The sequence below is a fragment of the Streptomyces sp. NPDC046909 genome (genome assembly GCF_040644695.1).
Lineage (GTDB): Bacteria > Actinomycetota > Actinomycetes > Streptomycetales > Streptomycetaceae > Streptomyces.
On record NZ_JBEYXC010000019.1, the window covers coordinates 176,534 to 201,214 of the forward strand.

The window sequence follows — 24,681 nt, forward strand, 5'->3', positions numbered from 1 at the left end:
CCTGACCCGTGGAAAGAGGTTCCGCACGTGGTCGGTTACGGGCGCTCGCCCTTCTTGTCGACGACGGCCCGCTCCAGGACCGCGGTGGTGGCCTGGACGGAGCCGGCCTTGATCACGCCGTTGCAGACCTCACCGGGGTTGGTCTTCGCGTCCTTGAGGACCACGTCCCGGATGCCGAGCGGAAGCCAGGTCTTGCTGTTGAAGATCAGCTCCTGCCGATTGGCCCCCTTCTCGTCCACGAACCCGACGGCGGTGCCGTGCCGCCCGACGGCGTCCACGGAGTCCTTCACCAGGACGACTCCGGGGATCTTGGCGACGGCCCGGTAGAGCGCGGCGCTGACCTTGGGGGGCAGGATGCTCTCCAGGACCAACCCGGTCGCTTCCTTGAAGGCGAAGTATGCGTCACTGTGTCCCTCGCCCCCCTTGTGCTCGTACAGCCAGGCGAGCATCTTGTCGGGGTCGGTGGGCAGGTTCTCCCAACTGCGGTAGACGTCCTCGGAATCCGGGTCCGGCTGGATCGGGAGGGTGCCGACCCCGGTGTCCCGCAACAGCCCCTCGCGCCGACCGTCGACGGACTTCCAGTTCTCCCGGGTTTGCAACGGTCCGGCCGTCGCAATCTTGCAGGTGCGCTCGGAAATGCCCCAAGCCACCTTGGACTTGATGTAGGTGAACTGGTCGTCGCGCACCTTGGGCACGTCCTGGTGCTCGGCGGCGAGGGCCGCGTCCTCCAGAACCTGGGTGACACCCGGGGAGGGGTGCACGACTGGCGGGACGAACGGGTCATCGTGGGACGGCACAGCGAACGTGAGGGTCACGGCGGTGACCGCCGCGACGGCTCCGGCGACCAGGGCGGGGCGCAGCCAGGGACGGCGTACGGGCTTCTTCTCTTCCTGCCGGATCTCGGTCATCAGATGCTCCTTGAGCAGTCGGTGACGGCCCGGTGGAAGGTCCTTCTCGGGAAGCTGGTTCATCGGTTTCCCTCCCTCAGGGGCCTGACCGCGGTGGTGCGGTCATCTCTCATCTGTCCGACCGTTTGGGAGAGTTCCATATATTTCGCCAGTTTTGTTCTCGCGCGCGAGAGCCGTGACCGCACGGTCCCGACCGGCACCCCCAGCGCCTCGGCCGCCGCCTCGTACCCGAGCCCAGACCACACGCACAACGCCAGCACCTCACGCTCGGCCCGCCGCAACTTCGCCAACGCAGTCCGTACGACGTCCAGTTGCGCGGCGTCGTCGAGCCGCCCCGCGACCTCGTCGGCGAAATCCCGTACCGCCTCGCCGCGCGGCAGCCGAGCCACGGCGGCGGCATGTCTCCGCGCCGCCCGCCGGGTGTTGCGCGTGACGTTGGTCGCGATACCCAGCAGCCAGGGCCGCAGCGAGCCCCCCTCCTCGTCGAGCCGCTCACGCAACCGCCACGCGTCGAGGAAGGTCAGCGAGACGACGTCCTCGGCGGTCGACCACTCCCCCGTGAGGCGATAGGCGTGGTTGTAGACGGAGCGTGCGTACGCGTCGAAGAGATCGCCGAAGGCGTCGTGGTCCCCCGCGCGAATCCGTTTCCGCAGATTCGTATCCACGCCCCTCTACCTGTCCGGACGACGAAGGCCGGTTCCCGTGACTCAGGTCACAGGGAACCGGCCTTCGTCGTAAAGGAGTTCTGTCCCCGCCCACACGCCCGCGTAGGAGTGCGTGTTGGGCGGGATCATCCCCTCCTGCGGCTTGAATCCGATCCAGCTTCGAGTGCAAGTTCGATATGATCTTGCTGTTTCTTGACCCCACAGGAGGAAATGTGAAGGCATCTACCCGCAAGCGCGCCGTTTCTGTGTTTGCTGCCACTGCCATGATGGTGGGTGCAGCTGTGACGATAGGTGCTGGCACGGCTTCGGCGGCGGTTCCGGACAACGTCCGCTTTGTTGACACTGGCTTGCAGAGCGACGGGTCGCGCCACATCGCCGTCTATCAGGACGGTGCGTTTGCCGGCGCGGCGTACTGGTACGCCGACGGAGACAAGCTTCAGGCGGTTGACCCCCGCAAGGATGGATTCGGTATCGCCGCTTACCTGGGTACCAGTCCTATCCGCGAAGCGAGCACCTATGGTCACAGCTCTCCTTACACTGCTACGAAGACCGGGGATCTGCCGGAGAACCGGACTTACACATACTGGGTCTGCATTGGTGGTAGCAGTGGCCAGGTTTGCTCTGACGTCTACTCCGCCAAGTCGTAGTTTGTAGTGCGCCCTTGGTGCTCCGGTGGGAATTCTCCATTCCCGCTGGAGCGCCAGGTGCCACATCCGAGGCTGCCCATGAGTGCCTCGTACCTCTTCCACCAAGGGTGACCCGCTCCGTGTCCCGAGTGGTGATCCCCGCCGCAAATCCGTTTCCGCAGATTCGTATCCACGCTCCTTCGTCTGTCCGTACAACGAAGGCCAATTCCCAGGACTCAGGTCACCGGGAACCGGGCTTCACCGCACGAAGTTACATCCTCGGGCTACACGCCCGCGTAAGAGTGCTTGCCGGAGACGAAGATGTTCACGCCGTAGTAGTTGAACAGCCAGCAGCCGAAGGCGAGGAGGGCCAGGTAGGCGGCCTTGCGGCCCTTCCAGCCGGCCGTGGCGCGGGCGTGCAGGTAGCAGGCGTAGGCAACCCAGGTGATGAAGGCCCAGGTCTCCTTGGGGTCCCAGCCCCAGTAACGGCCCCACGCGTCGCCCGCCCAGATCGCGCCCGCGATGATCGTGAACGTCCACAGCGGGAAGACGGCCGCGTTGACGCGGTAGGAGAACTTGTCGAGGGAGGCCGAGGCGGGCAGCCGCTCCAGGAAGGAGGTGGCGAAGCTGCCGGGCTTGCCGCCGTTCGCGAGCTTGTTCTCGTACGAGTCCTTGAACAGGTACAGGATCGTGCTGACCGCGCCCACGTAAAACACCGCGCCGCACAGGATCGCCGTGGAGACGTGGATGTACAGCCAGTACGAGTGAAGGGCGGGAACCAACTGGTCGCTGGCGGTGTACAAGACAGTGACGGCGATGCCGAGATCGAGGAGGACCGTCGTGATCAGGAACAGCCCGAGCCAGCGCACGTTCTTCTTCAGCGCGAGCAGCGTGAGGTACACGCCGACGGCGACCGTGGAGAAGGTGATGTTGAACTCGTACATGTTGCCCCAGGGGGCCCGCTCCACCGAGGCCGCGCGGGCGATGACCCCGCCCAGCTCGATGAGAAAGGCGAGCACCGTGAGGGACACGGCGATACGCCCGTAGAGGTCCCCCTGCTCGTCCCCACCGTGCGCCCCGGGCCCGTCCGGCACGTCCCGCTGCCCGGCCGCGGCCCGCACCACGACCTTCGGCCGCTCCAGTACGGCGGTGGAGCCACCCTTCTTCACCATGCCGGCGGGCGCCTTGCTCTTGCCCTTGCCCTCGGCGGTCAGCGCGGCAGCGGTACGGCCGATCTTGCTGCGGCTGCCGAAGATCCATTCGGTGATGTAGGCGAAGAAGGCCAGGGTGTAGACGGCCATCGCGGAGTAGATCAGCGTGTTGCTGAGGTTCGCGAGGTGTTCGTTGGTGGCGGCGGCCAACTCGGTTGTGGCGGCGAGAGTCACTTCTCGGCCCCTTCGGCAGGTACGACGTGGGGGTTGGGGTTGTCGGTGGAGTCTTCGTCTGGTTCGGGCGCCCCGGGCGCCTGGTCGTACAGGATCCCCGCGAGGCCACCGAGCTCCTCGGGCACCTTTGCGGACTCGCTGCGGCCGAGCCCGGCCATCTCGACGACCGTGATGCCGTCGGGGCCCTTGCCGGCCCGGACCCATACGCGGCGGCGCTGGATGAACAGGGAGGCGGCGAGGCCGAAGATCGCGGCGATCGAGCCGCCCAGCGCCCAGCCGCTGCCGGGCTGCTGCGTGATCTGGAAGTTCGCCCACTCCTTGGTGCCCTCGTAGGTGACCGACCCTGCGCCATTGGGGAGTTTCATGGTCTCGCCGGGCTTCAAGTTCTCCCGGAGCTGCTCGCCCTTGGAGTCCTTGAACCCCTTCAGATGCGACTTGTCGAGCTGGTACACGCTCTGCGGGATACCCGAGTCGGTGCCGAGGTCGCCGTGGTACGGCGTCAGGTTCAGCACGGGGTTGAGCATCGCCGGGAACGTCGACGCCGTCTCACTGCCCTGGGTGTAGGTCGGCAGGAAGAAGGCCGAGATGCCGAGCTGTTCCTTCACACCCTTGGAGTTCTTGTAGCCGTCGAGGACCTTGACGACACCGGTGGAGGTGACATTGGAGTCGAGCGGCAGCAGCGGGACGGCGTCGCGGTACACGACGTTGCCCTTGCCGTCCCGGACGGTGATGACGGGGGCGTAGCCGTGGGCCGTGAGGTAGACCTTCGAGTCGCCGATCTCCAAGGGTTGGTTGACCTTGACGACGGTCTTCTTGTCCTTGCCGTAGGCGCCGACGGCGTAGGTGAGCTTGGCCTGGAAGGTGCGTGCCGTGCCCCGGTTGGGGCCGGACTTCTCGTAGGTGCCGTTGAAGTCCTTCAGCCTGAGGCTGAACGGCGTCAGGTCGTCGGCGGTGAAGAGATTGCCGGACTTGAAGTCGTCATAGGCGAGCAGCGTGTTGGAAAAGCCGTTGCCCTCGACGAGGAGCTTGTTGCCCTCGGACTTGAACAGCTGGCCCCATGCGAAGGCGATCAGCATCACGATGAGCGCGATGTGGAAGGCGAGGTTGCCGACCTCCCGCAGATAGCCCTTCTCGGCGGCGACGTTGTCACCGGCGAGGTGGGCGCGGAAGCGGCGCTTCTTCAGCAGGGCGAGCGCGGCCTCGCGGACCTGCTCGGGCTCGGCCTCGGTGCGCCAGGTGGTGTAGGCGGGCAGCCGGGTCAGACGGCGGGGCGCACCCGGCGGGCGGCCGCGCAGCTGGCCGACGAACTGCCAGGTGCGGGGCACGATGCAGCCGATGAGGGAGACGAACAGCAGGATGTAGATCGAGGAGAACCACACCGAGCTGTAGACGTGGAAGAGGCCGAGCTTGTCGTAGACGTCCCCGAGGGTGGGGTTGGCCTTGATGAAGTCGGCGACCTTCGTCTCGTCGGTGCCGGACTGCGGGATCAGCGAGCCGGGGATCGCGCCGAGCGACAGCAGGAGGAGAAGGAGCAGCGCGACCCGCATGGAGGTGAGCTGCCGCCAGAACCAGCGGGCCCAGCCGATGATGCCCAGCGCGGGCATGTTCAGGCTTTCCGCTGGCGCGGTAGACAGCTGGGAGCCGGCGGCGCCCAGGTCCTCGTCGCCGGCGGCCGGGGTCGGGTCGGTGGGCGCGTTGGTCGTCGTCTTGCTCATCGATCAGATCCCCACACTGAATCCGGCGGACCAGGACTGCATGTCCTGCACCAGGCTGTCCCAGGCGCCGGTCAACAGCAGCAGTCCAGTAATGATCATCATCGTGCCGCCGATCCGCATCACCCAGACATAGTGGCGCTTGACCCAGCCGAAGGCGCCGAGCGCCTTACGGAAGGCGACCGCCGCGAGCACGAACGGCAGGCCGAGGCCAAGGCAGTAGGCGACGGTCAATATGGCACCGCGGCCCGCGCTCGACTGCTGCGAGGACAGGGCCAGTACGGAAGCGAGAGTCGGGCCGATACAGGGCGTCCAGCCGACACCGAAGAGCGCGCCGAGCAGCGGGGCGCCGACCAGTCCGGTCGCGGGCTTCTTGTGGAAGCGGAACTCCCGCTGAGTCATCCAGGGCATCAGCCCCATGAAGAACACGCCCATGAGGATCATGAGCACGCCCAGCACCTTGGACAGAGTGCCCTGTTGTTCCTGGAGCGTCGCCCCGAAGTATCCGAACAGGGCCCCGCTGGAGACGAACACGGCGGTGAAGCCGGCCACGAAGAGGGAGGCGCCCGCGACCATCCGGCCGCGCCGGGCCTCCGCCAGATCGGTGCCGGTGACGCCGGTGACGTAGGACAGATAGCCAGGGACGAGCGGCAGGACGCACGGAGAGAAGAAGGAGACGAGTCCGCCGAGCAGCGCGATAGGCAGGGCGACCAGGAGGGTGCCGTTGAGCACCGTCCCGTTGTAGCCCTCTGCGGCAAGCGTGGTGACTGTGCTCACGTCACTTCTCCGCGAGAACCGGGGCGATCATGGAGCGCAGCTTCTCCTCGCTGAGGCCGGCCAGCGAGCGAGCCGCGATCTTTCCGTCCCGGTCGAGAACGAGCGTGGAGGGGATCGCCTGCGGGTTGAGCGTGCCCTTCTTGAAGCGGAGCATGAGCTTACTGCTCGGGTCGTACAGGCTGGGAAAGGTGACGCCGAAGTCCTTCTCGAAGGCGCGGGCGTTGTTCACCTGGGGGTCGGCGACGTTGATACCGACGAACTGCACGCCCTGCGACTTGAGGTCCTTGTAGACCTTCTCCAGGTTGGGGGCCTCGGCGCGGCAGGGGTTGCACCAGGATCCCCACACGTTCAGGACGACGATCTTGCCCTTGAACGAGGAGACGGCGAGCTGCTTGCCGTCGATGGTCTTGCCGGACAGGTCGGGAGCGGCGTCGCGCTTGCCCTTCTCGACCGTGGAGATGCCGTCCTTGCCCATGATGAAGTTGGTGTCACCGCCGCCGCCGGAGACGCCTCCGGAGGTGCACGCGGAGACAAGCAGCGCGGAGACAGCGCCACCGGCCACTGTCAGGGCGGCGCGGCGGGTGCGACTCCAGGAGGCAGGACGCTTGGGGGCGCAGCTGGCGGCACTCATGTGAAAAGTTTCGCATGCCCGTTCTGAGGATCTTGCGCACCCCCCTTGCGGGCGGAAACCCGCATTTCAGGCGGCGTTTGCGGAGCTCCCGGAGGTGCTCGTGGGGGTGCCGGTGGCGGTGTCCTTCATGAACGAGTTCCAGCCACCGGCCGGCGTCTGCCCGACATCGAGCGTCCGCAGCTTGGCCAGCACCTCCGGCTTCTGCACGTCCATCCAGTCCACGAACTGCCGGAAGGAGACGAGCCGTACGTCCTCGCCCTTCTCCTTCTCGGCCGCGATGTGCTTCAGCGCCTCCTCGACGGCGTCCATGTAGATGCCGCCGTTCCAGTGCTCGAAGTGGTTGCCGACGAAGAAGGGGGCGCGGTTGGTCTCGTAGGCCCGCTTGAAGCCGGCGATGTAGGCGCCGGCGGACTGCTCGCGCCAGGCGGGGTAGTTGTAGGCGGGGGCGTTGGTGGAGTTGATGGACTGGTTGGCGAGCATGTTGTAGTCCATCGAGAGGACCTCGAAGCTGTGCCCGGGGAAGGGGATCGCCTGGAGCGGCAGGTCCCACAGTCCGCCCTTCTTCTCCGGCCAGACCTGGCGGCCGCCGGGCGAGGAGGCGTCGTAGCGCCAGCCGAGTTCCTTCGCGGTCGGCAGCAGGTTGTCCTGGCCGAGGAGGCAGGGGGTACGGCCGCCGACGAGCTCCTTGTCGTAGTCGAAGGGCAGCGCGGGCAGATCGGTCCACCCGGTGTTGGTCCGCCACTCCTTCACGAAGGCCTTCGCCTGGTCGATCTCGCTGCGCCACTGCTTGGGCGTCCAGTTGCCGACGCTGCCGTAGCCGCCGCAGAAGTGGCCGTTGAAGTGGGTGCCTATCTCGTGCCCTTCGAGCCAGGCGCGCCGCACGTTGGTCAGGGTCGCCTTGACGTGCTCGTCGGTGAGGTAGCCGATGTCGGAGGCGCCGACGGGGTTGTTCGGCGGGTCGTAGAGCCGCTTCTTCGACTCGGGCAGGAGGTAGAGCCCGGAGAGGAAGAAGGTCATGTGGACGCCGTGCTGCTTGGCGAGGTCCAGGAAGCGGGGGAAGAGTCCGTTGCCGACCTCGCCCGCCCCGTCCCAGGAGAAGACGACGAACTGCGGCGGGGTCTGCCCCGGCTCCAGCGGTTCGGGCTTGGCGGGCTGGTTCGGCTGCTTGCCGGTGTAGGACGTGGAGCCGTCGCCGAGGGGGCGGACGGGGTGGGTCTGCGCGCCGGGCTTGTTGTGGCCGCCGGTGGTGGAACCTGCGGCAGGGCTCGGCCCCTCTGACGGGTTGAGGGTGCCGCAGCCCGCGAGCCCGAGAGCGGCGGCGCCTCCCATACCGAGTCCGAGTGCTCCCCGTCGGGTGAGAGTGCGCATGGCATCCCCGTTCGTCACGTTCTCTGGTGGTCACCCATTCAGAGGACGTGACGAACGGAGGCGTTCCGTCTGTTTTTCGCGATTACGTAACAGAAGCCCCAGAACAGGACTCAGGCCCCGAACGCCTTGTCTTTCCCCTTCACCGGCTTGGCGCCGGCCCGCAGATGCGCGGGGACGAGGTCGATCGCGGGCTCGGAGTAGCCGACGGACACGATCTTGTCGCCCTGGTACGTGAACGTCGTCAGCGAGGCGAGCGTGCACTGCCGGCGCCGCGGGTCGTGCCACAGCCGCCGCTTCTCGACGTACGACCGCACGATCCAGATCGGCAGCTGATGGCTGACGAGCACGGCCTCGTGCCCGCGCGCCGCGTCCTTCGCCGCGTCCAGCGCCCCCACCATGCGGACGACCTGGTCGACGTACGGCTCACCCCACGACGGCTTGAAGGGGTTGACGAGGTGCTTCCAGTTCTCGGGCTTCTTCAGCGCCCCGTCGCCGACGCCGAAGGTCTTGCCCTGAAAGACGTTGTCGGCCTCGATGAGCCGCCCGTCGGTCGCGATGTCGAGGCCGTGGGCCTTGGCGATCGGTGTGGCCGTCTCCTGCGCGCGCTCCAGCGGCGAGGAGCAGACGTACGTCACGTCCCGCGAGGAGAGGTGCTCGGCGACCCGGTCGGCCATCTGGCGGCCCAGCTCGGAGAGGTGGTACCCGGCGAGCCGCCCATAGAGGACGCCGTCGGGGTTGGCCACTTCGCCGTGCCGCATGAGGTGGACGACGGTGATGTCGCTGCTGCTGGTCATGCTGCCGTGGCCTCCGCTGCCGCACGGGCCGCCGCCGGAAGGGCGTCGGCGATCTTCTGAACCGCCTGCTCGTCGTGGGCGGTGGACACGAACCACGACTCGAAGGAGGACGGCGGCAGGTAGACGCCCTGCGCCAGCATCGAGTGGAAGAACGCGGTGAAGCGGAAGGACTCCTGCTTCTTGGCGTCCTCGTAGTCCCGCACCTCACGGTCGGTGAAGAAGACGGAGAACATGTTGGAGGCGTTCTGCAGCCGGTGCGCGACGCCTTCCTTGGTGAGCGCCTCGGTGACGAGCCCCTGGACGGTCGCCGACACGGCGTCGACCTTGGCGTAGGCGGCCTCGTCGAGGAGCCGCAGCTGGGCGAGGCCCGCGGCGGTGGCGATCGGGTTCCCGGAGAGGGTGCCGGCCTGGTAGACGGGCCCGGCGGGCGCGAGGTGGGCCATGATGTCGGCCCGGCCGCCGAAGGCCGCGGCGGGGAAGCCGCCGCCCATGACCTTGCCGAAGGTCATGAGGTCGGGGCGGACCCCGTCGATCCCGAACCACCCGGCGCGGCTGGTGCGGAAGCCGGTCATGACCTCGTCGGAGATGAAGAGGGCGCCGTTCTTGGAACAGGCGTCCTTGAGCCCCTGGTTGAAGCCGGGCCGCGGCGGGACGACGCCCATGTTGCCGGGCGAGGCCTCGGTGATGACGCAGGCGATCTCGCCGGGGTGCCGGTGGAAGGCCTCGTGGACGGCTTCGAGGTCGTTGTACGGCAGGACGATGGTGTCGCCGGCCTGCGCTCCGGTGACACCCGGGGTGTCGGGAAGCGCGAAGGTCGCCACACCGCTGCCCGCCGCGGCGAGGAGCGAGTCGACGTGACCGTGGTAACACCCGGCGAACTTGATGACCTTGGTCCGCCGGGTGAAGCCGCGGGCGAGCCGGATGGCCGACATGGTGGCCTCGGTGCCGCTGGAGACGAGCCGCACCTGCTCAAGGGGGTCGATCCGCCCGACCATCTCCTCGGCGAGCGCGACCTCCCCTTCACCGGGCGTACCGAAGGAGGTGCCGCGCGAGACGGCGTCCTGCACGGCGGCGATCACGTCCGGCTGGGAGTGCCCGAGGATCATGGGCCCCCAGGAGCAGACGAGGTCGACGTACTCGCGTCCGTCGGCGTCGGTGAGATACGGGCCACGGCCCGACACCATGAACCGGGGCGTACCGCCGACGGCGCGGAAGGCGCGCACCGGGGAGTTCACGCCGCCCGGTGTGACGGCGGCCGCACGGTCGAACAGGGCCTGTGAGGCAGGCGCATCGTATGAATAGGGCGTTTCGCTCATGACCTGCGACTTCTCCGACTTCTCGGACTCCGGTTGCCGACTTTCCTCCTCAGGGTAGGCCAGCGGCCCCGGCCGACCGCGGCCTGTGGCCCGACGGCATCTGCGAAACTGGCACCTGATACACACAGCTCGTACGGCCCGCGGGGTCCGGAGGCTGCGAAGATCCTTGTGAGGATCCTGCGGACAGGTGTTTCAGCGCACGTTTCGGCGGGCGGCCGCGGGGGAGGTCACTGACACGATGATCGGGTTGCGCGGCGGGGGCCACGCGTCCTAGAAAAGCAGTCGGGTGGAGATATGCATCGCGGTGGCGGACTGGGCGAGGGGACTGACGACCTGGGTCCTCGACGTGCCCGGCGGGGAAGGCACCGGCGCGACGCGGAGGAAGCGGCCGCAGAGGCACGCCAAGGTCATGGCGTTCCGAATGAGACAGAGCGGGACGACCGACGTATCGAACGTCGGATCGACCAGTTGAGGGCGGGGAGCAGGAATGGTGGTCGGGTGGGGGTGACGTACAAGTACTTCGGCGCGCCCGACGGCGCGACCGCGGCCCGTGTCCCGATCTCGATGCGCCCCGAGGAACTCGGCGGCGACGAGCTCGGCATGAACGGCATGTTCACCAAGATCAAGCCGGAGACGATGGCCGCCATGGTCCTCACCGGCATCGAGGGCGTCCCCCTCCACAAGGTCCCCCCGCTGGAACTCGTCGTCCTGCACCCCGACTACGCGGTCGTGAAGCTCCCCATGACGGTCGTCGACCCCCTGCGCGGCATCGGCGAGGAAGCGGTCGGCGCGGCGGCCTTCATCTGGTCGACGGTCCCGGACCGCGGCGGCCCGCGGGACGCGTTCAACGTGTACCAGCTGCTCCACGAGTGGCAGGACTTCAGCCACCGCCTGCACGAGGCGGGGCATCAGCCGTACTGCCTGGTGTGGCCGTGATCTGACGGTCCCCGACCGACAAAGGGAGCGAAGACCGGCGAAGGGAGCGAACCCCTCTCCGGAGCCCGCTCCCTTCACCGCCGTACGGCACTCAAGCCGGCACTCGGACCGACGCTCAGGCCTTCGCGTACTCCCAGCCCCCGCACCGGTACGGCGTGCCGTCCGAGCCGTCCTGGAGGCAGGCGCGGATCTGGAGGGTGGTGCCCTCGGCGAAGGAGAGGTTCCAGTCCTTGGGGTTGGCGTAGCCGTTCCCGTTGTAATACGAGTGCGTGGCCGAGCTGGAGTTGTAGCGCCACTGGGCGGCCGTGCCGTGGCCGTCCTTCAGCATGTCCATGGCGGTGAGGATCTCACCGTCCGCCGCGAAGTAGGTCTTCGCGGTCACGTCCGCGGAGACGATGGAGTTGGAGGCCTCGTAGACCTCGCCGGCGGCCAGGGCCGGGGCGGTCGTCAGGGCGAGCGCCGACACGGCGGCCGCGGCGATCCCGAGGGCGGTCGTCAGTCGGCGGTGGGACTTGCGCAAGGCGGAGTTCCTCTCTTCGGACAACTGATCGAGCCCGAACTTACCTGAGAGGAACGGGAGTTACCCCTGGGTTTTCCTCCCGTACGGCCGCGCCCAGGCGGCCCAGCGACTCCCGCTCGTCCGGTGTCCACAGGCGCGGCGCGGTGTGGTGCACCGACACCACACCGAGGAGCCTGCCGTCACCGGAGGCCACCGGGAGGGACATCACCGACCGCACCTCCGCGTCGAGTACGACGTCCAGGGCCGGCGTCCCGAGGAAGATCCCGGAGCTCTCGACCTCCTCCACGAACACCGGCGCACGGTCCTGGGCCGCCGCCCCGCAGGCCGACTCGCGGTCCTCCACCGTCTCGAAGTACGTCAAGAACGGCTCGTGGAAGCCGCGTTGGGTCACGATCCGCAGGACACCGGTGTCGGGGTCGTACAGCTGGGCGTTGCCCATTGGCGCCCCGGTCAGCCGCAGCATCTCGATCAACACCCCTCGCAGCAGCTGCCCGTTGCGCCGCATCGCCAGGCCGTTGAGGACGGGTGCCGAGCCGCGTTCCAGGCGCAGTTGGTCGATGTGCCCGGTCATCCGCAGCACCCGCAGCACCGAGCTGTGCACCCGCTCCACGCTCACCGCACGGCCCTGCGCGGACAGATGCCGGGAGAAGGCGAGCAGCGCGCTCGCGCCGGCCGAGTCGCAGAAGGTGACCCGGCCCAGGTCGAGCGCGATGCGCCCGGAGTACGCGTCCACCTGGGGCAGCGTGTTCACCAGCGCGGGCAGTGCGTGCATGTCGAGTTCGCCGGCCAGCCGTACGGCGACGTGCTCGTTGACGCCGACGACGGCCGCGCGCACGGGCCCGCGCAACTCCGACCAGGTCACCGTCCCAAGGTATCCCGCGCCTCCGCTTGTGGCAGGCCCTTCTGACGGCCCCTCACGCGGCCGGGTACGGCTCCCGCCCCGTCAGCCTGCGGGCGAGGAGCCCGAGCAGGGTGGCGTTGGCCAGCCCGCACAGAACGGTGCCGGCGGAGAAGAGGAGCGGGGTCACCCAGGACAGCGCGGAGTCCGACGCGGGCCCCAGGGCCATCAGCGGGATGTTGACGATCATGCTGAGCGGCGCCGTCGCGAGGATCGGATAGATACCGGCGAACCCCGGGTCCGGCGACAGGTACACGGCCCACAGGAAGAACCCCAACGACACCGCGACGACCGCGAGATAGCCACGGGAGAGCCAGTTGTCGGTCGCGGGCGCGAGCAGGACGCGGAGCCTCTGGAATCGGGGGCGTGCGGAGCGTGCCACGGCGGTGCCTTTCTCTACGAAGAGGGGGTTGAAGGGGGATTGAAGCTCGGAGGTGAGGGGTGTCACGCGTGCCCCGCGGCACGGGTGTCCCGTACGTGATGGGCGAGCGCCCCGACCACGGCGGCGTTCACGACGGCGCACACGAGCAGCCAGCCGCCCATCGCCACGGAGGCGGCCACCAGAGCCGGCCCTCCCGCGTCCTCGACACTGCCGGGCCCGACGGGAAGCACCATGCCGGCGAGCGACAGGGGCTCCGTGAGCAGCAGCGGCAGCATCGCGACGGGACTGTCCGGCGCGAGGAACATGACCGGCACGGACGCCCCGAACACCACCAGATAACCCCGGGCGGGCCAGTTGTCCGTCGCGAGCCCGAGAAGCCGCCGCAGCCGCGACGGGCGGTGCGGGTGGCGCGGGCGGCGCGGGCGAGTGGCGTCCGGCATGGCGGGTCCCTTCGTTTCGGTTCGGTTCGGTTCGATCCGTCGTCGGTGTGTGTGCCTCCAGCCTGTCCCGGCCCCCGCACCCGGACATGAGTACGGGTGCTCATCCCCGCCTAGGTGTCACACCGGAAGCCCTGCACACGGGGCTCAGGGGGCTCAGGACCGCCTTTCGACGGTTTGGTGACAGCTGAAGTCGACTCCTGTTCACCTTCCTCGGCGTCTGCGTAGGGTGATCATCGCGCCGCTGTGGATCTTGACCAGCTCCCCAGCCGCATACGCACACGCATACGCACACGGATCAATATCCACACGGGGGAGCACGTCGTCATGCCGTTGAACCGGAACTTCGGCGGCCGCATAGCCGGCCGTCCCGCCGTCGCCTTTCTGGCCTTCGCCGGTGTCATCGGGGCCGTCCTGGTCGGACAGGGCGGTCTGGACACGGTGGTCGGCTGCGGGATGATCAGCGACGACTACCCGTCCCAGACCGCGAAGGACTGGGTCACCCACGCCGACCAGGTCGTCATCGCCACCCCGGAACGGGAGGAGGAGACCAACCGGCAGGACTTCAAGAGCGGGCAGTACGCGTACCGGACCGACCGCACGGTGACCTTCCGCACCGACAACGTCCTGTGGACGTCACCCAAGCGCCCGGAACGCTCGGTGTCCAAGGGCTTCGACATGGTGGCCCCCGGCTGGCAGGTGTACCGGGAGAGCGGCACCCGCATCAAGCGCACCGCCTCCAACGCCCCCCGCCTGGAGACCGGCCACACCTACCTCCTCGCCCTGCGCTGGACCGACGACGGCTGGACCGTCCTCGGCGAGGGTGCCGCCGTCCCCTTCGACGACGGCGTCGGCGACCAGGGCGAGTGGTGCGGCCGCGTCCTGACCAAGGAGGACATCGCCCGCGGCGAACGCTTCTCCCGCAAGGACGACGACAGCCTGGAGAAGGCGGTCCTCGGCCAGGACGCGAACGCGGCGAAGCGCGCGCTGGACGAGGCGGAGGGAAGCGGCGCGTAAACCGGAACAGCCCTCTGCCCCCAACCCCTACTTGACCCCCACCGTCCGCAACACGGTCACCGCCAGCGTCCGCGCCACCGCCACCACCTCCCGCACCGACACCTGCTCCCGCGCACTGTGGGCGACCTGGATGTCCCCCGGCCCGAACTGCAACGTCGGGATCCCGGCCCCGGCGTACAGCCGAAGATCACTCCCGTACGACGCTCCGCGCTCCCTGAGCCGAGGCCCCCCGGCGTCCGCGTGCGCGCCACGGATCACCTCGGGCAGCGGATGCCCCTCCGGCAGCCGCCCGCTCGCGAACTGCCCGCCCGGCCATGTCACGTCGACGGGATGGTCCCGCAACCAGGGGTCCTGGGCGCAGACTTCGCCCACGCACCGCTCGAAGGCGTCCCGCGCCGCCGCCGGGTCCTCCCCCAGCCGCACCCCCAACCGCCCCTCCGCGACCAGCAGATCGGGCACGCTGCTCGCCCAGTCCCCGGAGCGCAGGGTGCCGACGGAGAGGGCGTACGGGATGGCGTACTCGGTCATCAGGGGATGCGGATCCCGGTTCCGCTCGGTCTCCAGCAGCGTCAGTGCCCGGTGCAGCGGCAGATACGCGTCGATGGCGCTGACGCCCTGCTCCCGTGAACTCCCGTGCGCGGACTTGCCGTTGACGGCGAGCCGGAAGGTCAGCGCGCCCGCGTTGGCGGTGACGAGGGTCCCGCCGGTCGGCTCGGCGATGACGCACGCGTCCCCGCGATGCCCGCGCCGCAGCGTCCCGAACGCCCCGAGCCCCCCGTCCTCCTCCCCCACGACGAAGTGCACGCCGACCCGCCCCCGCAACCGCACCCCGGCGGCCCGGATCGCCTCCAGCGCGGCCAGTTCGGCCACCAGCCCGGCCTTCATGTCACAGGCCCCGCGCCCGTGCACGACATCCCCGACCACCCTCGGCACGAACGGATCCCCGTCCCAGGCCCCGAGATCCCCGGGTGGCACGACATCCACATGCCCTTGCAGGATCAGCGTCGGCCCGTCACCCCCGTCCTCGGTGTGCCCCACGAGCCCCCAGGCCTCGTCCCGCGCGGCCTCCGCCCCCGGAAACTCCGGATCCGCCCGCAACGCGTCCAGATCCATCGCCCACAGATCGACATCGAGCCCGAGCCGCTCCAGCCGCCCGGCGAGCAGCTGCTGCAACTCGGACTCGGCCGCACTCCCGGTGACGCTGGGCACGGAGACAAGCTCACAGAGCATCCGCCCGACGCCCTCGTCATCGACCCCGGCGACTACGGCAGCCTCTTCGGCACTGAGCACAGCGCCCCCTCTCTCCCACACACCTCACCGGTGCCATCCCCGCAAGCCGACCCGCGTACCCCTCCCGGCAGCCGGGCAGGAGGCGGTGATTGGCAGATGTGTTCCAGGGACGGCGGGCAAAACCGCAGGTCGCCGACGAGCGGCACGGAACGGAACTGCCAATCACCCCCTCCGACCCAGCCCCGGCCCCAGCCACGGCCGCCGCCCATCCCCGGTCTCAGACCCCGCCCCCCACCGTGAACCCCATCACCGACCCCCCGCCCTCCCGCCGTACCGCGAACGGCGCGCCCCCGTGCGCCAGCGCCACCTCCCGCACGATCGACAGGCCCAGCCCCGACCCGGGCAGCGAGCGGGCGTCGGCGGCGCGGTAGAAGCGGTCGAAGACGCGCACCAGGTCGGCGTCGGCGATGCCCGGCCCCCGGTCCAGGACCTGCACCCGCACCACCCCCGGGCGGGCGGGCCCGTTCACCGTGATCTCGATCGGCGCGCGCCCCTCGCGGTCGAACTTGGCGGCGTTCTCGACGAGGTTGGAGAGCGCCCGGGTCAGCATCCCCGGCCGCCCGTCCGTGGTCGTGTCGCCACTGGCCCGCACCACGATCTCGCGTCCGGTACGCCGGCGGGCGAGCGCGGCGACATCCTCGGCGATGTCGGCGAGGTCGACCCGTTGCGGGGGTTCGGTGTCGGACTGGCCGGCGGCGAGGTCGACCAGCTCGTTGACGAGGTCGGTGAGTTCGCGGGCCTCCTGGCTGAGGTCGGCCACGAGTTCGTCGCGGGTGGCGGGCGGGAGTTCGTCGATGCGCCGCAGCAGGGAGATGTTCGTACGGAGCGAGGTGAGGGGCGTACGGAGTTCGTGGCCCGCGTCCTGGACGAGGCGGCGCTGGTCGTCCTCGGACTGGGCGAGGCGGCCCAGCATGCGGTCGAAGGCGCGGCCGAGGCGGCCCACCTCGTCGTATCCCGTCACCGGGACCTGGATGCCCAGTCTGCGCGTCCGGGCGACGTCCTCGGCGGCCGCGGTGAGGATCACCAGGCGGCGGGTGATCCGCCGGGCCAGCCACCAGCCGAACAGGCCCGCGGCGACCACCACGGCCGCCATGAGGATCAGCGTCCGCTGCTGGAGCGCCCGCAGCAGGTCCTCGGTGTCGCTGAACTCCTGCGCCACCTGCACCGCGCCCCGCCCGTCGCCGAGGGAGACGGTCGCGACCCGGTAGACGTCGCTGCCGACGCCGACCTCCTTGTGCTCGGCCAGCCGCCCCGCGGACGCCGCGCCCGCCACCCGGCGGTCCGCCGAGGTGACCGGCAGCCCGGGGCTCCCGGGGTCGAGGACCGACCCGTCCGGCCCGAGCACCTGGACATCGGTACGGGCGGGACGTACGAGATCGTGCCCCGGCGCCGACGAGGAGAAGTCCTCCGGGGTCATCGTGTGCTGGCGCACCTCGTCGCGCAGATCCTGGACGACCTCGTCGAAGACGGACTGCTGGTCGACGCGGACCAGCCGGGCCGCGGCGCTGTACGACAGGATGCCGACGAGCACGGTGACGGCGGCCGTGACCGCCGCGAAGGACACCGCGAACGTCGTGGCGAGGGAGACCAGCCCGGGCCGCCGCCTGCGCAGCAACCGCGCGAGCCGCCCCACTCAGTCCTCCCGCAGCACGTAACCCACGCCCCGCACGGTATGGATCAGCTGCGGCGCCCCGGGTTCGTCCAGCTTGCGGCGCAGATAGCCGACGTAGACGGCGAGGTTCTTCGACCCCGGGCCGAAGTCGTACCCCCAGATCCGGTCGTAGATCGTGGAGTGGTCGAGGACGATCCCGCTGTTGCGCACCAGCAGTTCGAGCAGCTCGAACTCGGTACGGGTCAGCTCCAGCTCCCGCCCGTCCCGCCAGGCCCGCCGCGCCTGCGGGTCCATCTTCAGCCCGGCCGCCTCCAGGTACCGCTCGGGCACGGCCTGCTTCGGCGCCTCGACGGGAGCGGGGGCACCGCCGTTTGCCCCGCCGGTGCGCCGCAGCAGCGCCCGCAGCCGGGCGAAGACCTCCTCGACGTCGAAGGGCTTCAGTACGTAGTCGTCGGCGCCCGCGTCCAGGCCGGCGATCCGGTCCTGGGTCTCCACGAGCGCCGTCAGCATCAGGATCGGCGTCCGGTCGCCCTCGGCGCGCAGCACCCGGCAGACCTGGAGCCCGTCGATCCCGGGCATCATCACATCGAGGACGAGCACGTCGGGCGGGGTGCGGTGGGCCTGGGCGAGCGCCTCGACACCGTCGGCGACCGCGGTGACCCGGTAACCCTCCAGGGTCAGGGCGCGCTCCAGGGCGTGACGGATGGCGCGGTCGTCTTCGGCGAGCAGAACGGTCTGAGGCACGCTCCCCATACTGCCAAGGCGACCGCCGGTTCGGCCGGGTGAGCGAGCCGACGATCAGCCTTTTTACCGCCCTCTCACCGTCACAGAGGCAACCCCACGGGGGACCCCTACCCTCGCCTCACCCACGCCCGCCGGCCGCTCAGCCCCGGCCGCCGTTCGGCGACAGCGCGGCCAGCTGCTCGGCGAACGGTACGACCGTGAGGACGCCCCCGGCCGACTCCGCCCGCTCGGCCGACGTGGCCGGCCGGGTCGCCGACAGGCCCGTCATCAGCCCCACCAGCTCCCCCGCCGCCCGCTCGATCCGCCCGTCGAGACCGTCGGCGCCCCAGTCCTCCGAGGCGGCGTACACCCCGGTCGGGACCACGACGGCCTTCAGGTGGGCGAACAGCGGCCGCAGCGCGTGCTCCAGCACCAGCGAGTGCCGCGCGCTGCCGCCCGTCGCCGCGATCAGCACCGGCTTCCCGGCCAGCGCGTCCTTCTCCAGCACATCGAAGAAGGACTTGAACAGCCCGCTGTACGACGCCGAGAACACCGGGGTCACGACGATCAGCGCGTCCGCCTCGGTCACCGCGTCCAGCGCGGCGGCGAGGTTGCGCCCCGGGAAGCCGTTGGTGAAGTTGTGCGCGATCTCGACGGCGAGCTCCCGCACCTCGACGACCCGCACCTCGACAGGAGCCTGCCGGGAGACCGCGGCGGCCAGCCGGTCCCCCAGCAACCGCGTGGACGACGGCACACTCAGCCCCGCCGAGACGACGACGAGCTTCATTCCGAGCCCTCCTCACGGGCGTCCGAGCCTTCCCTGCGGGCGGCGGCCAGCAGGGACGAGTGGGTCGGCGCGTCCGGCACATCCGCCGGACGCCCCACCGCGAACTCCTTGCGCAGCACCGGCACGACCTCCTCGCCCAGCAGGTCGAGCTGCTCAAGGACGGTCTTCAGCGGCAGCCCGGCGTGGTCCAGCAGGAACAGCTGGCGCTGGTAGTCACCGGCGTACTCGCGGAACGCGAGGGTCTTCTCGATGACCTGCTCGGGCGAGCCGACGGTCAGCGGGGTCTGGGCGGTGAAGTCCTCAAGGGACGGCCCGTGCCCGTACACCGGAGCGACGTCGAAGTACGGCCGGAACTCCCGCACCGCGTCCTGGGAGTTCTTGCGCATGAAGACCTGCCCGCCGAGCCCCACGATCGCCTGCTCGGGCGTGCCGTGCCCGTAGTGGGCGTACCGGGTCCGGTACAGCTCGACCATCCGCTTGGTGTGGTCGGCCGGCCAGAAGATGTTGTTGTGGAAGAACCCGTCGCCGTAGTACGCGGCCTGCTCGGCGATCTCCGGCGAGCGGATGGAGCCGTGCCACACGAACGGCGGTACGCCGTCCAGCGGCCGGGGCGTGGACGTGAACCCCTGAAGGGCGGTCCGGAACTTCCCTTCCCAGTCGACGACGTCCTCGCGCCACAGCCGCCGCAGCAGGGCGTAGTTCTCGATGGCGAGGTTGATGCCCTGCCGGATGTCCTGCCCGAACCAGGGGTAGACCGGCCCGGTGTTCCCGCGCCCCATCATCAGGTCGACACGCCCGTCGGCCAGGTGCTGGAGCATCGCGAAGTCCTCGGCGATCTTCACCGGGTCGTTCGTGGTGATGAGGGTCGTGGAGGTGGAGAGGACGAGCCTCTCCGTCTGCGCGGCGATGTACCCGAGCATGGTCGTCGGCGACGACGGCACGAACGGCGGGTTGTGATGCTCACCGGTCGCGAAGACGTCAAGCCCGACCTCCTCGGCCTTCAGCGCGATGGCGACCATGGCCTTGATCCGCTCGCGCTCGGTCGGCGTCCGGCCCGTGGTGGGGTCCGGTGTGACATCACCGACGCTGAAGATCCCGAACTGCATGACCGCTCACCCTCCAGTTTGTTGACCGTTCAACTATAGCGCTGCAACGGTCGCTCGCCTCCCCATATTCCAGCCTCCGATTCCACCCCCGGGGAAAGCCGATTGACACCGATCGGCCGCCCGTTGATATTTACCTGCGTGACGCAGAAACTGCACAACGCAAATGAATCCTCAAGCGGAAACCCCGTCATCCCCGCCCGCACCCGCTGGGCGATCCTCGCCGTGATCCTCGCCGCCGACGTCCTGGACCTCCTCGACGCGACGATCACCAACATCGCCGCCCCGACCATCACCACCGACCTGGGCGGCGGCCCGGGCCTGGTCCAGTGGCTGGGCGCCTCCTACGCACTGGCCCTGGGCGTCCTGCTGGTCCCCGGCGGACGCCTCGGCGACAAATACGGCCGCCGCAGACTCTTCCTCCTGGGCCTCACCGGCTTCCTCGCCGCCTCCCTGGCCTGCGGACTGGCCCCGAACCCCACGACCCTCGTCCTCGCCCGCCTCACCCAGGGCGCCTTCGGAGCCCTGGTCATCCCGCAGGGCTTCGGCATCCTCGGCGCCACCTGGCCCCGCGACCAGATAGGCAAGGCGTTCGCGCTCTTCGGCCCCGCGATGGGCCTGTCGGCCGTCGGCGGCCCGATCCTCGCCGGCTTCCTGGTCGACGCCGACATCGCGGGCCTCGGCTGGCGCCCCATGTTCCTGATCAACCTGCTGCTGGGCGGCGCGGCCCTGCTGGCGGCGGTCCGCCTGCTGCCACAAGACACAGGCGACGACTCGGTCTCGGTGGACGTCCCGGGTGCCGTCCTGCTCGCGGGCGCGATGCTGGGCCTGCTGGGCGGCCTGATCGAGGGCTCGACAAGAGGCTGGACGACCTCTCAGCCCCTGCCCCTCCCGCTCCTCCTGCTCCTCCTCGGCCTCGCCTCCTTCGCCGCCTTCTGCCACCGCCAGCGCACGGCCGCCCACCCCCTGATCGAGCCGACCCTCCTCCACAACCGCGGCTTCGCGGCCGGCCTGACCCTCGGCGTAGTCGCCTTCGCCGCGACCGCGGGCCTCCTCTACGTCCTGTCCCTCTTCCTCCAACAGGGCCTGGGCCGCACCCCCACCGGCACCGCACTCGCCCTGATCCCCCTGACGATCGGCATAGTGATCACCTCGATCGCCTGCCACGGCCTGATCCACACCCACGGCCGCCGCCTGGTGTACGCCGGTCTCCTGACCCTCCTGACAGGCTGCGCCTGGCTGCTCCTGCTGATCCACAACTCCGGTACGTCCACAGGAAGTTGGCCCCTGATCCCACCCCTCCTCATCCTCGGCATGGGCATGGGCGCCTGCTTCGGCACCGTCTACGACGTCACCATCGGCGACATCGCCCCCACCGAGGCAGGCAGCGCGAGCGGCTCCCTCAACGCCGTGCAGCAACTGGCCAACGCGCTCGGAGCGGCCACGGTGACGACGGTCTACTTCCACACCCCGACCGACACACCCCACGCGACGACGCTCAGCCTCCTGACGGTGACTGCCGCCTTGGCGCTGTGCCTGCCCCTCGTACGCCTACTCCCGCACCAGCCCCAACCGGACCAGCACCACTGACCACTGACCACTGGCCCGATGAGAGCCCCGCAAGAAAATCTACCCGCCCTGTCACACTCCCGCCCCGCCCCGCGTCAGCTCCATGAACCCGGTCGACAGCACCGGCACCAGAAGGAGCCAGCCCCATGTCAACGCCCACCCTCCACGTCATCGTGACCCTCCTCGCCGCCGCCATGTCCGGCTACTCCGGCGCCGTGGTCCTCACCCGAGCCGACTGGATCGTCAAGGCCCTCACCGACTACCGCGTCCCCCAGCCCTGGTGGCCCTACCTGGGCACGGCGAAGGCGGCGGGCGCGGCGGGCTTGGTGGCGGGCCTGTTCATCCCGCCCCTCGGAACAGCGGCGGGCATAGCCCTGGTCCTCTACTTCACCGGAGCGGTCATCACGGTGGCCCGGGCCCGCTGGTACACCCACATCCCGTTCCCGCTGGTGTACGCGGCACCGGTGGTGGCGGCACTGGCGCTGGCGTGAGAGCGCTGAGGGGAGGGGGCTTGTGTCGATCGGCGGGGCGCGGGGCCGTATCGATCTGCGGCTACCGCCGCCCCCTGGAAGGCGGCGCAGCCGCCTCTAAGGGGCGCGGGGAACTGCGCGACCAGCCACATCGGCGCTGCACCCGCCCAACAACCGATCGAGGCACCCCAAACCGCGCCCCCCTCCCCCTCCCGCTAGGGAACCAACACCACCCGCCCCCGAACACCACCCTCAGCCAGCCGAGCATGAGCCTTCGCGGCCTCCCCCAGCGAAAACACCTCAGCCACCCGCAACGTCAACTCCCCACTCTCCACCAGCCCGACCAACTCCCCAAGCCGCCCCCCATCCGCGCTCACCTCGACGGCAGTCGTCCGCACCCCCCGCACAGAGCCCGGCTGAGCCTGCGGAATGGCCCCGACATAGACACCCCCGTCCCGCACCCACTCCAACGCCGGCTCCCCCAACACGGCCGCATCGAACACGGCGTCATGGGCCCCCGCTTCCACCCCGGAGGACACGAACTCCACGGCCCCCAGCGACCGTACGAACTCCTCATCCCCCTCCCGGGCCAGCCCGGTCACCAAAACCCCACGCCGAGAGGCAAGTTGAACAGCGAACCCACCCACAGCCCCGGCGGCTCCGGTAACGAGCAGCGACTGCCCCTCCTCCAACTCGGCGAGATCAAGGGCCTGTACGGCGGCCAGCGCATTCAGCGGCAGCGTCGCCGCATGCACCGCATCAACACCCCGCGGCGCCAGCGCCACCGCGGCCGTATCCAGGACGACGTACTCCGCATGGGTCCCCAACTCGGCCCCCACCCCGTAGTGGAGCCCGACCACCTCGTCCCCGACCCGCCACGAACTCGCCACGCCCACCGCGTCCACGGTCCCGGCGACATCCCACCCGAGCCCGAGCTGCTTCCCCGCACCCCCGAAGACGCCCTGCCGCACCCCCGCGTCCACCGGATTCACCGTGGCCGCCGCCACCTTGATCCGCACCTGCCGCGCCCCCGGCTCGGGCACCGCACTCTCCACGACCTCGACGACCTCGGGCCCACCGAAGCTGTTCACCACCGCAGCACGCATGTCAACTCTTCCTGATCCATGGGCATTTGAGGTATTTCCTCGCCCTCTGCCCACAACCCTAGGAAGAGCTACTATCGATTCGTAAGTAGTTACCTGGAAGTGCGTAAGCCCCATGGAGGTGAGCCATGCCGACCCAGACCGCGGCCCAGCGGCGCGAACAGGCCCGTGTCGAGTACGACGCCTTCATCCGGAGCTGCCCCACCAACCAGCTCCTGGACCGCCTCAGCGACAAATGGGTCAGCCTCGTCGTCGCCGCCCTGAGCACCGGCCCGATGCGCTACAGCGCCCTCGGCCGCAGGATCGCCGGCGTCAGCCCGAAGATGCTCACCCAGACCCTGCGCGCCCTGGAACGCGACGGCATCCTCGTCCGCACGGTCACCCCGTCGGTCCCGGTCCGCGTCGACTACGAACTCACCCAGCTGGGCAGGAGCCTCGCCGTACTGCTGACAGCCGTGAAGGACTGGGCGGAGCACCACATCGAAGAGGTGCACGAGGCACGCGACCGCTACGACGCGGCCAACTGAAGCCGCCGACTCCTACAGTTCCTCGGACAGTTCCTCGGACAACTCCCCGGACCGCAACCGCTCCACCTGCTCGGCACTGAACCGCGTGGTCCGCCGCATGTGCTCGATGATCAACGCCAGTTGGGCGTCATCGAGGTCGTCGAAGAGCGCGTTCCACCCACCGCCGAGCCGGTCCCACACCCGCCCGAACTCCACGAGCTTCTCCGGCACGGTCGCCACCAGCACCCGCCGCCGGTCCTCGACGTCCCGCTCCCGCACGACATACCCGGCCCGCTCCAGCCGGTCCACGAGCCGAGTGGCCGACCCGGTGGTCAACCCGGTCAGCTCGGCGATCCGCCCGGTGGTGACGGGCGCCCCTTCCAGCGACAGCAGATTCACACACTGCAGATCGGTCGGATGCAGCCCGAGATGATCGGCGAGGGCCTGATTGAACAGCGCGTAGGAGGCCATGTACCGCCGAGAAACACCGGCCAACTCCCCGAGCAACCGCTCCCGCCCAGCCCCACCCATCCCGCACCCCTTCATCTGCGCCGTGCAGAGATCGTACGCGCGGCCAATCTCCGTCCAGCGCCACCCAGCGCCACCCAGCGGCGCCCTCAGAAGTAGTACGTGTCGCCCGTGTCCAGGACCAGGACCCGCTGGCGGTCGTTCTCCCGGTTACGGTCGACCACTCCGGCGCTCCACACCGTGTCGATCTCCAGCAGGACCTCGGACGGCTCGCCCCGTAGCCGTACCCGCAGGCCGATCTCCTCGCCCACGCCGTCCGCCGCCAGCGCACCCACCCGGCACAGCACCACCCGCGCCCCCGACCGCGCACACCCGCCCGGCAGCACCTGACGGTTGGCGAGCGGCTCCGACCAGCGCAGCCGTACCGTCGCGTCGGGCACCGCCGAGGGTCCGTGGTTGCGCGGCGTGAACCGCACCTCGACCCGACCGGACGCCATGGCGGCGGCCCCGTGATACGCGAGATCGGCCTCGGGCCCGGCGTCGACGGCCGAGGCCACCGGGACCACTCCCCCGACCGCCACCGCGGCCGCGACGCACACAGCGACAACCCGCATACCGTCACTCCTCACTCCAGCGTGGTCATACGGTCGGATGTATCCCACGTGAAGCGGCCGAAAG

Annotated in this window: 27 protein-coding genes; 6 read left to right on the forward strand and 21 right to left on the reverse strand. The window is 69.6% G+C overall.

Going from position 1 to position 24,681, the window contains the following annotated elements; translation table 11 throughout:
* Positions 1 to 35 precede the first annotated feature (35 nt).
* Entirely contained in the window at positions 36 to 971 is a 936-nt protein-coding gene (locus ABZ928_RS44005) for a CU044_5270 family protein (RefSeq protein WP_361532419.1), read from the reverse strand.
* Positions 968 to 1,573, reverse strand: coding sequence for an RNA polymerase sigma factor (locus ABZ928_RS44010; protein ID WP_361532422.1), 606 nt, complete (start codon positions 1,571 to 1,573; stop codon positions 968 to 970). Before ABZ928_RS44010 ends, ABZ928_RS44005 begins: the two co-directional genes overlap by 4 nt.
* 212 nt (positions 1,574 to 1,785) lie before the next feature.
* Between ABZ928_RS44010 and ABZ928_RS44015 the strand changes: the two genes are divergently transcribed.
* On the forward strand, positions 1,786 to 2,220 hold the full coding sequence (locus ABZ928_RS44015; RefSeq protein WP_361532425.1) for a hypothetical protein: 435 nt from the start codon (positions 1,786 to 1,788) through the stop codon (positions 2,218 to 2,220).
* 263 nt (positions 2,221 to 2,483) lie between these two features.
* Here ABZ928_RS44015 and ccsB read toward each other — a convergent pair whose 3' ends face one another.
* The 7 genes from ccsB to hemL form a co-directional block, all read right to left on the reverse strand.
* Positions 2,484 to 3,584, reverse strand: a complete 1,101-nt coding sequence (gene ccsB / locus ABZ928_RS44020) for a c-type cytochrome biogenesis protein CcsB (RefSeq protein ID WP_361532428.1) — start codon at positions 3,582 to 3,584, stop codon at positions 2,484 to 2,486.
* Entirely contained in the window at positions 3,581 to 5,299 is a 1,719-nt protein-coding gene (locus ABZ928_RS44025) for a cytochrome c biogenesis protein ResB (protein ID WP_361532431.1), read from the reverse strand. Before ABZ928_RS44025 ends, ccsB begins: the two co-directional genes overlap by 4 nt.
* Positions 5,300 to 5,302: 3 nt before the next feature.
* On the reverse strand, positions 5,303 to 6,073 hold the full coding sequence (locus tag ABZ928_RS44030) for a cytochrome c biogenesis protein CcdA (RefSeq protein WP_361532434.1): 771 nt from the start codon (positions 6,071 to 6,073) through the stop codon (positions 5,303 to 5,305).
* A gap of 1 nt (position 6,074) precedes the next feature.
* Positions 6,075 to 6,704: a TlpA disulfide reductase family protein gene (locus ABZ928_RS44035; protein ID WP_361532437.1), complete on the reverse strand. Its 630-nt coding sequence runs from the start codon at positions 6,702 to 6,704 to the stop codon at positions 6,075 to 6,077.
* Between the two features lie 66 nt (positions 6,705 to 6,770).
* Positions 6,771 to 8,072 carry a hypothetical protein gene (locus tag ABZ928_RS44040; protein ID WP_361532440.1) on the reverse strand — a complete coding sequence of 434 codons (1,302 nt, stop codon included), beginning with the start codon at positions 8,070 to 8,072 and terminating at the stop codon, positions 6,771 to 6,773.
* Between the two features lie 110 nt (positions 8,073 to 8,182).
* Entirely contained in the window at positions 8,183 to 8,866 is a 684-nt protein-coding gene (locus ABZ928_RS44045; protein WP_361532443.1) for a histidine phosphatase family protein, read from the reverse strand.
* Entirely contained in the window at positions 8,863 to 10,182 is a 1,320-nt protein-coding gene (gene hemL, locus ABZ928_RS44050) for a glutamate-1-semialdehyde 2,1-aminomutase (RefSeq protein ID WP_361532446.1), read from the reverse strand. The genes ABZ928_RS44045 and hemL overlap by 4 nt, the downstream gene beginning before the upstream one ends.
* A gap of 294 nt (positions 10,183 to 10,476) precedes the next feature.
* On the opposite strand from hemL, the gene ABZ928_RS44055 reads away from it, so the two are divergent.
* Positions 10,477 to 11,118 carry a hypothetical protein gene (locus ABZ928_RS44055; RefSeq protein ID WP_361532449.1) on the forward strand — a complete coding sequence of 214 codons (642 nt, stop codon included), beginning with the start codon at positions 10,477 to 10,479 and terminating at the stop codon, positions 11,116 to 11,118.
* A 115-nt stretch (positions 11,119 to 11,233) separates the two neighbouring features.
* On the opposite strand, the gene ABZ928_RS44060 is transcribed toward ABZ928_RS44055, so the two are convergent.
* From ABZ928_RS44060 to ABZ928_RS44075, 4 genes are all read right to left on the reverse strand, one after another.
* Entirely contained in the window at positions 11,234 to 11,638 is a 405-nt protein-coding gene (locus ABZ928_RS44060; RefSeq protein ID WP_361532452.1) for a hypothetical protein, read from the reverse strand.
* Positions 11,639 to 11,678: 40 nt separating this feature from the next.
* Positions 11,679 to 12,500 (reverse strand): STAS domain-containing protein, encoded by an 822-nt coding sequence (locus ABZ928_RS44065; protein WP_361532455.1) that lies wholly within the window; start codon positions 12,498 to 12,500, stop codon positions 11,679 to 11,681.
* Positions 12,501 to 12,552: 52 nt separating this feature from the next.
* On the reverse strand, positions 12,553 to 12,918 hold the full coding sequence (locus ABZ928_RS44070) for a hypothetical protein (protein ID WP_361532458.1): 366 nt from the start codon (positions 12,916 to 12,918) through the stop codon (positions 12,553 to 12,555).
* A 62-nt stretch (positions 12,919 to 12,980) separates the two neighbouring features.
* Positions 12,981 to 13,358, reverse strand: coding sequence for a hypothetical protein (locus ABZ928_RS44075; protein ID WP_361532461.1), 378 nt, complete (start codon positions 13,356 to 13,358; stop codon positions 12,981 to 12,983).
* A gap of 324 nt (positions 13,359 to 13,682) precedes the next feature.
* Between ABZ928_RS44075 and ABZ928_RS44080 the strand changes: the two genes are divergently transcribed.
* Positions 13,683 to 14,372 (forward strand): hypothetical protein, encoded by a 690-nt coding sequence (locus tag ABZ928_RS44080; RefSeq protein ID WP_361532464.1) that lies wholly within the window; start codon positions 13,683 to 13,685, stop codon positions 14,370 to 14,372.
* A gap of 27 nt (positions 14,373 to 14,399) precedes the next feature.
* On the opposite strand, the gene ABZ928_RS44085 is transcribed toward ABZ928_RS44080, so the two are convergent.
* The 5 genes from ABZ928_RS44085 to ABZ928_RS44105 form a co-directional block, all read right to left on the reverse strand.
* Positions 14,400 to 15,662, reverse strand: coding sequence for an ArgE/DapE family deacylase (locus tag ABZ928_RS44085; RefSeq protein ID WP_361532467.1), 1,263 nt, complete (start codon positions 15,660 to 15,662; stop codon positions 14,400 to 14,402).
* 217 nt (positions 15,663 to 15,879) lie between these two features.
* Positions 15,880 to 17,295: a HAMP domain-containing sensor histidine kinase gene (locus ABZ928_RS44090; RefSeq protein WP_361532470.1), complete on the reverse strand. Its 1,416-nt coding sequence runs from the start codon at positions 17,293 to 17,295 to the stop codon at positions 15,880 to 15,882.
* Positions 17,296 to 18,027 (reverse strand): response regulator transcription factor, encoded by a 732-nt coding sequence (locus ABZ928_RS44095; protein WP_361532473.1) that lies wholly within the window; start codon positions 18,025 to 18,027, stop codon positions 17,296 to 17,298. It lies immediately after the preceding gene.
* A gap of 130 nt (positions 18,028 to 18,157) precedes the next feature.
* On the reverse strand, positions 18,158 to 18,784 hold the full coding sequence (locus ABZ928_RS44100; RefSeq protein ID WP_361532476.1) for a CE1759 family FMN reductase: 627 nt from the start codon (positions 18,782 to 18,784) through the stop codon (positions 18,158 to 18,160).
* On the reverse strand, positions 18,781 to 19,890 hold the full coding sequence (locus ABZ928_RS44105; protein ID WP_361532479.1) for an LLM class flavin-dependent oxidoreductase: 1,110 nt from the start codon (positions 19,888 to 19,890) through the stop codon (positions 18,781 to 18,783). The genes ABZ928_RS44100 and ABZ928_RS44105 overlap by 4 nt, the downstream gene beginning before the upstream one ends.
* A 138-nt stretch (positions 19,891 to 20,028) precedes the next feature.
* On the opposite strand from ABZ928_RS44105, the gene ABZ928_RS44110 reads away from it, so the two are divergent.
* Both ABZ928_RS44110 and ABZ928_RS44115 read left to right on the forward strand, forming a co-directional pair.
* A complete protein-coding gene (locus ABZ928_RS44110; protein ID WP_361532482.1) occupies positions 20,029 to 21,477 on the forward strand; it encodes an MFS transporter in 1,449 nt (482 codons plus the stop codon).
* Between the two features lie 125 nt (positions 21,478 to 21,602).
* Positions 21,603 to 21,947: a DoxX family protein gene (locus ABZ928_RS44115; protein WP_361532485.1), complete on the forward strand. Its 345-nt coding sequence runs from the start codon at positions 21,603 to 21,605 to the stop codon at positions 21,945 to 21,947.
* A 194-nt stretch (positions 21,948 to 22,141) separates the two neighbouring features.
* Here the strand turns inward: ABZ928_RS44115 and ABZ928_RS44120 are convergent, their stop codons facing one another.
* Positions 22,142 to 23,032: an NADP-dependent oxidoreductase gene (locus ABZ928_RS44120; RefSeq protein ID WP_361532488.1), complete on the reverse strand. Its 891-nt coding sequence runs from the start codon at positions 23,030 to 23,032 to the stop codon at positions 22,142 to 22,144.
* A 125-nt stretch (positions 23,033 to 23,157) separates the two neighbouring features.
* On the opposite strand from ABZ928_RS44120, the gene ABZ928_RS44125 reads away from it, so the two are divergent.
* A complete protein-coding gene (locus ABZ928_RS44125) occupies positions 23,158 to 23,556 on the forward strand; it encodes a helix-turn-helix domain-containing protein (protein WP_361532491.1) in 399 nt (132 codons plus the stop codon).
* Between the two features lie 12 nt (positions 23,557 to 23,568).
* On the opposite strand, the gene ABZ928_RS44130 is transcribed toward ABZ928_RS44125, so the two are convergent.
* A complete protein-coding gene (locus tag ABZ928_RS44130; protein WP_361532494.1) occupies positions 23,569 to 24,066 on the reverse strand; it encodes a MarR family transcriptional regulator in 498 nt (165 codons plus the stop codon).
* An 86-nt stretch (positions 24,067 to 24,152) separates the two neighbouring features.
* Entirely contained in the window at positions 24,153 to 24,617 is a 465-nt protein-coding gene (locus tag ABZ928_RS44135; RefSeq protein WP_361532497.1) for a hypothetical protein, read from the reverse strand.
* Positions 24,618 to 24,681 lie beyond the last annotated feature (64 nt).

Coding starts and splice junctions, on each gene's coding strand:
- ABZ928_RS44005 (WP_361532419.1), bottom strand. CDS start 971: ATGAACCAGCTTCCCGAGAAGGACCTTCCACCGGGCCGTCACCGACTG.
- ABZ928_RS44025 (WP_361532431.1), bottom strand. CDS start 5,299: ATGAGCAAGACGACGACCAACGCGCCCACCGACCCGACCCCGGCCGCC.
- ABZ928_RS44035 (WP_361532437.1), bottom strand. CDS start 6,704: ATGAGTGCCGCCAGCTGCGCCCCCAAGCGTCCTGCCTCCTGGAGTCGC.
- ABZ928_RS44040 (WP_361532440.1), bottom strand. CDS start 8,072: ATGCGCACTCTCACCCGACGGGGAGCACTCGGACTCGGTATGGGAGGC.
- ABZ928_RS44045 (WP_361532443.1), bottom strand. CDS start 8,866: ATGACCAGCAGCAGCGACATCACCGTCGTCCACCTCATGCGGCACGGC.
- hemL (WP_361532446.1), bottom strand. CDS start 10,182: ATGAGCGAAACGCCCTATTCATACGATGCGCCTGCCTCACAGGCCCTG.
- ABZ928_RS44055 (WP_361532449.1), top strand. CDS start 10,477: ATGCATCGCGGTGGCGGACTGGGCGAGGGGACTGACGACCTGGGTCCT.
- ABZ928_RS44075 (WP_361532461.1), bottom strand. CDS start 13,358: ATGCCGGACGCCACTCGCCCGCGCCGCCCGCGCCACCCGCACCGCCCG.
- ABZ928_RS44080 (WP_361532464.1), top strand. CDS start 13,683: ATGCCGTTGAACCGGAACTTCGGCGGCCGCATAGCCGGCCGTCCCGCC.
- ABZ928_RS44095 (WP_361532473.1), bottom strand. CDS start 18,027: ATGGGGAGCGTGCCTCAGACCGTTCTGCTCGCCGAAGACGACCGCGCC.
- ABZ928_RS44100 (WP_361532476.1), bottom strand. CDS start 18,784: ATGAAGCTCGTCGTCGTCTCGGCGGGGCTGAGTGTGCCGTCGTCCACG.
- ABZ928_RS44105 (WP_361532479.1), bottom strand. CDS start 19,890: ATGCAGTTCGGGATCTTCAGCGTCGGTGATGTCACACCGGACCCCACC.
- ABZ928_RS44115 (WP_361532485.1), top strand. CDS start 21,603: ATGTCAACGCCCACCCTCCACGTCATCGTGACCCTCCTCGCCGCCGCC.
- ABZ928_RS44120 (WP_361532488.1), bottom strand. CDS start 23,032: ATGCGTGCTGCGGTGGTGAACAGCTTCGGTGGGCCCGAGGTCGTCGAG.
- ABZ928_RS44125 (WP_361532491.1), top strand. CDS start 23,158: ATGCCGACCCAGACCGCGGCCCAGCGGCGCGAACAGGCCCGTGTCGAG.
- ABZ928_RS44130 (WP_361532494.1), bottom strand. CDS start 24,066: ATGGGTGGGGCTGGGCGGGAGCGGTTGCTCGGGGAGTTGGCCGGTGTT.
- ABZ928_RS44135 (WP_361532497.1), bottom strand. CDS start 24,617: ATGCGGGTTGTCGCTGTGTGCGTCGCGGCCGCGGTGGCGGTCGGGGGA.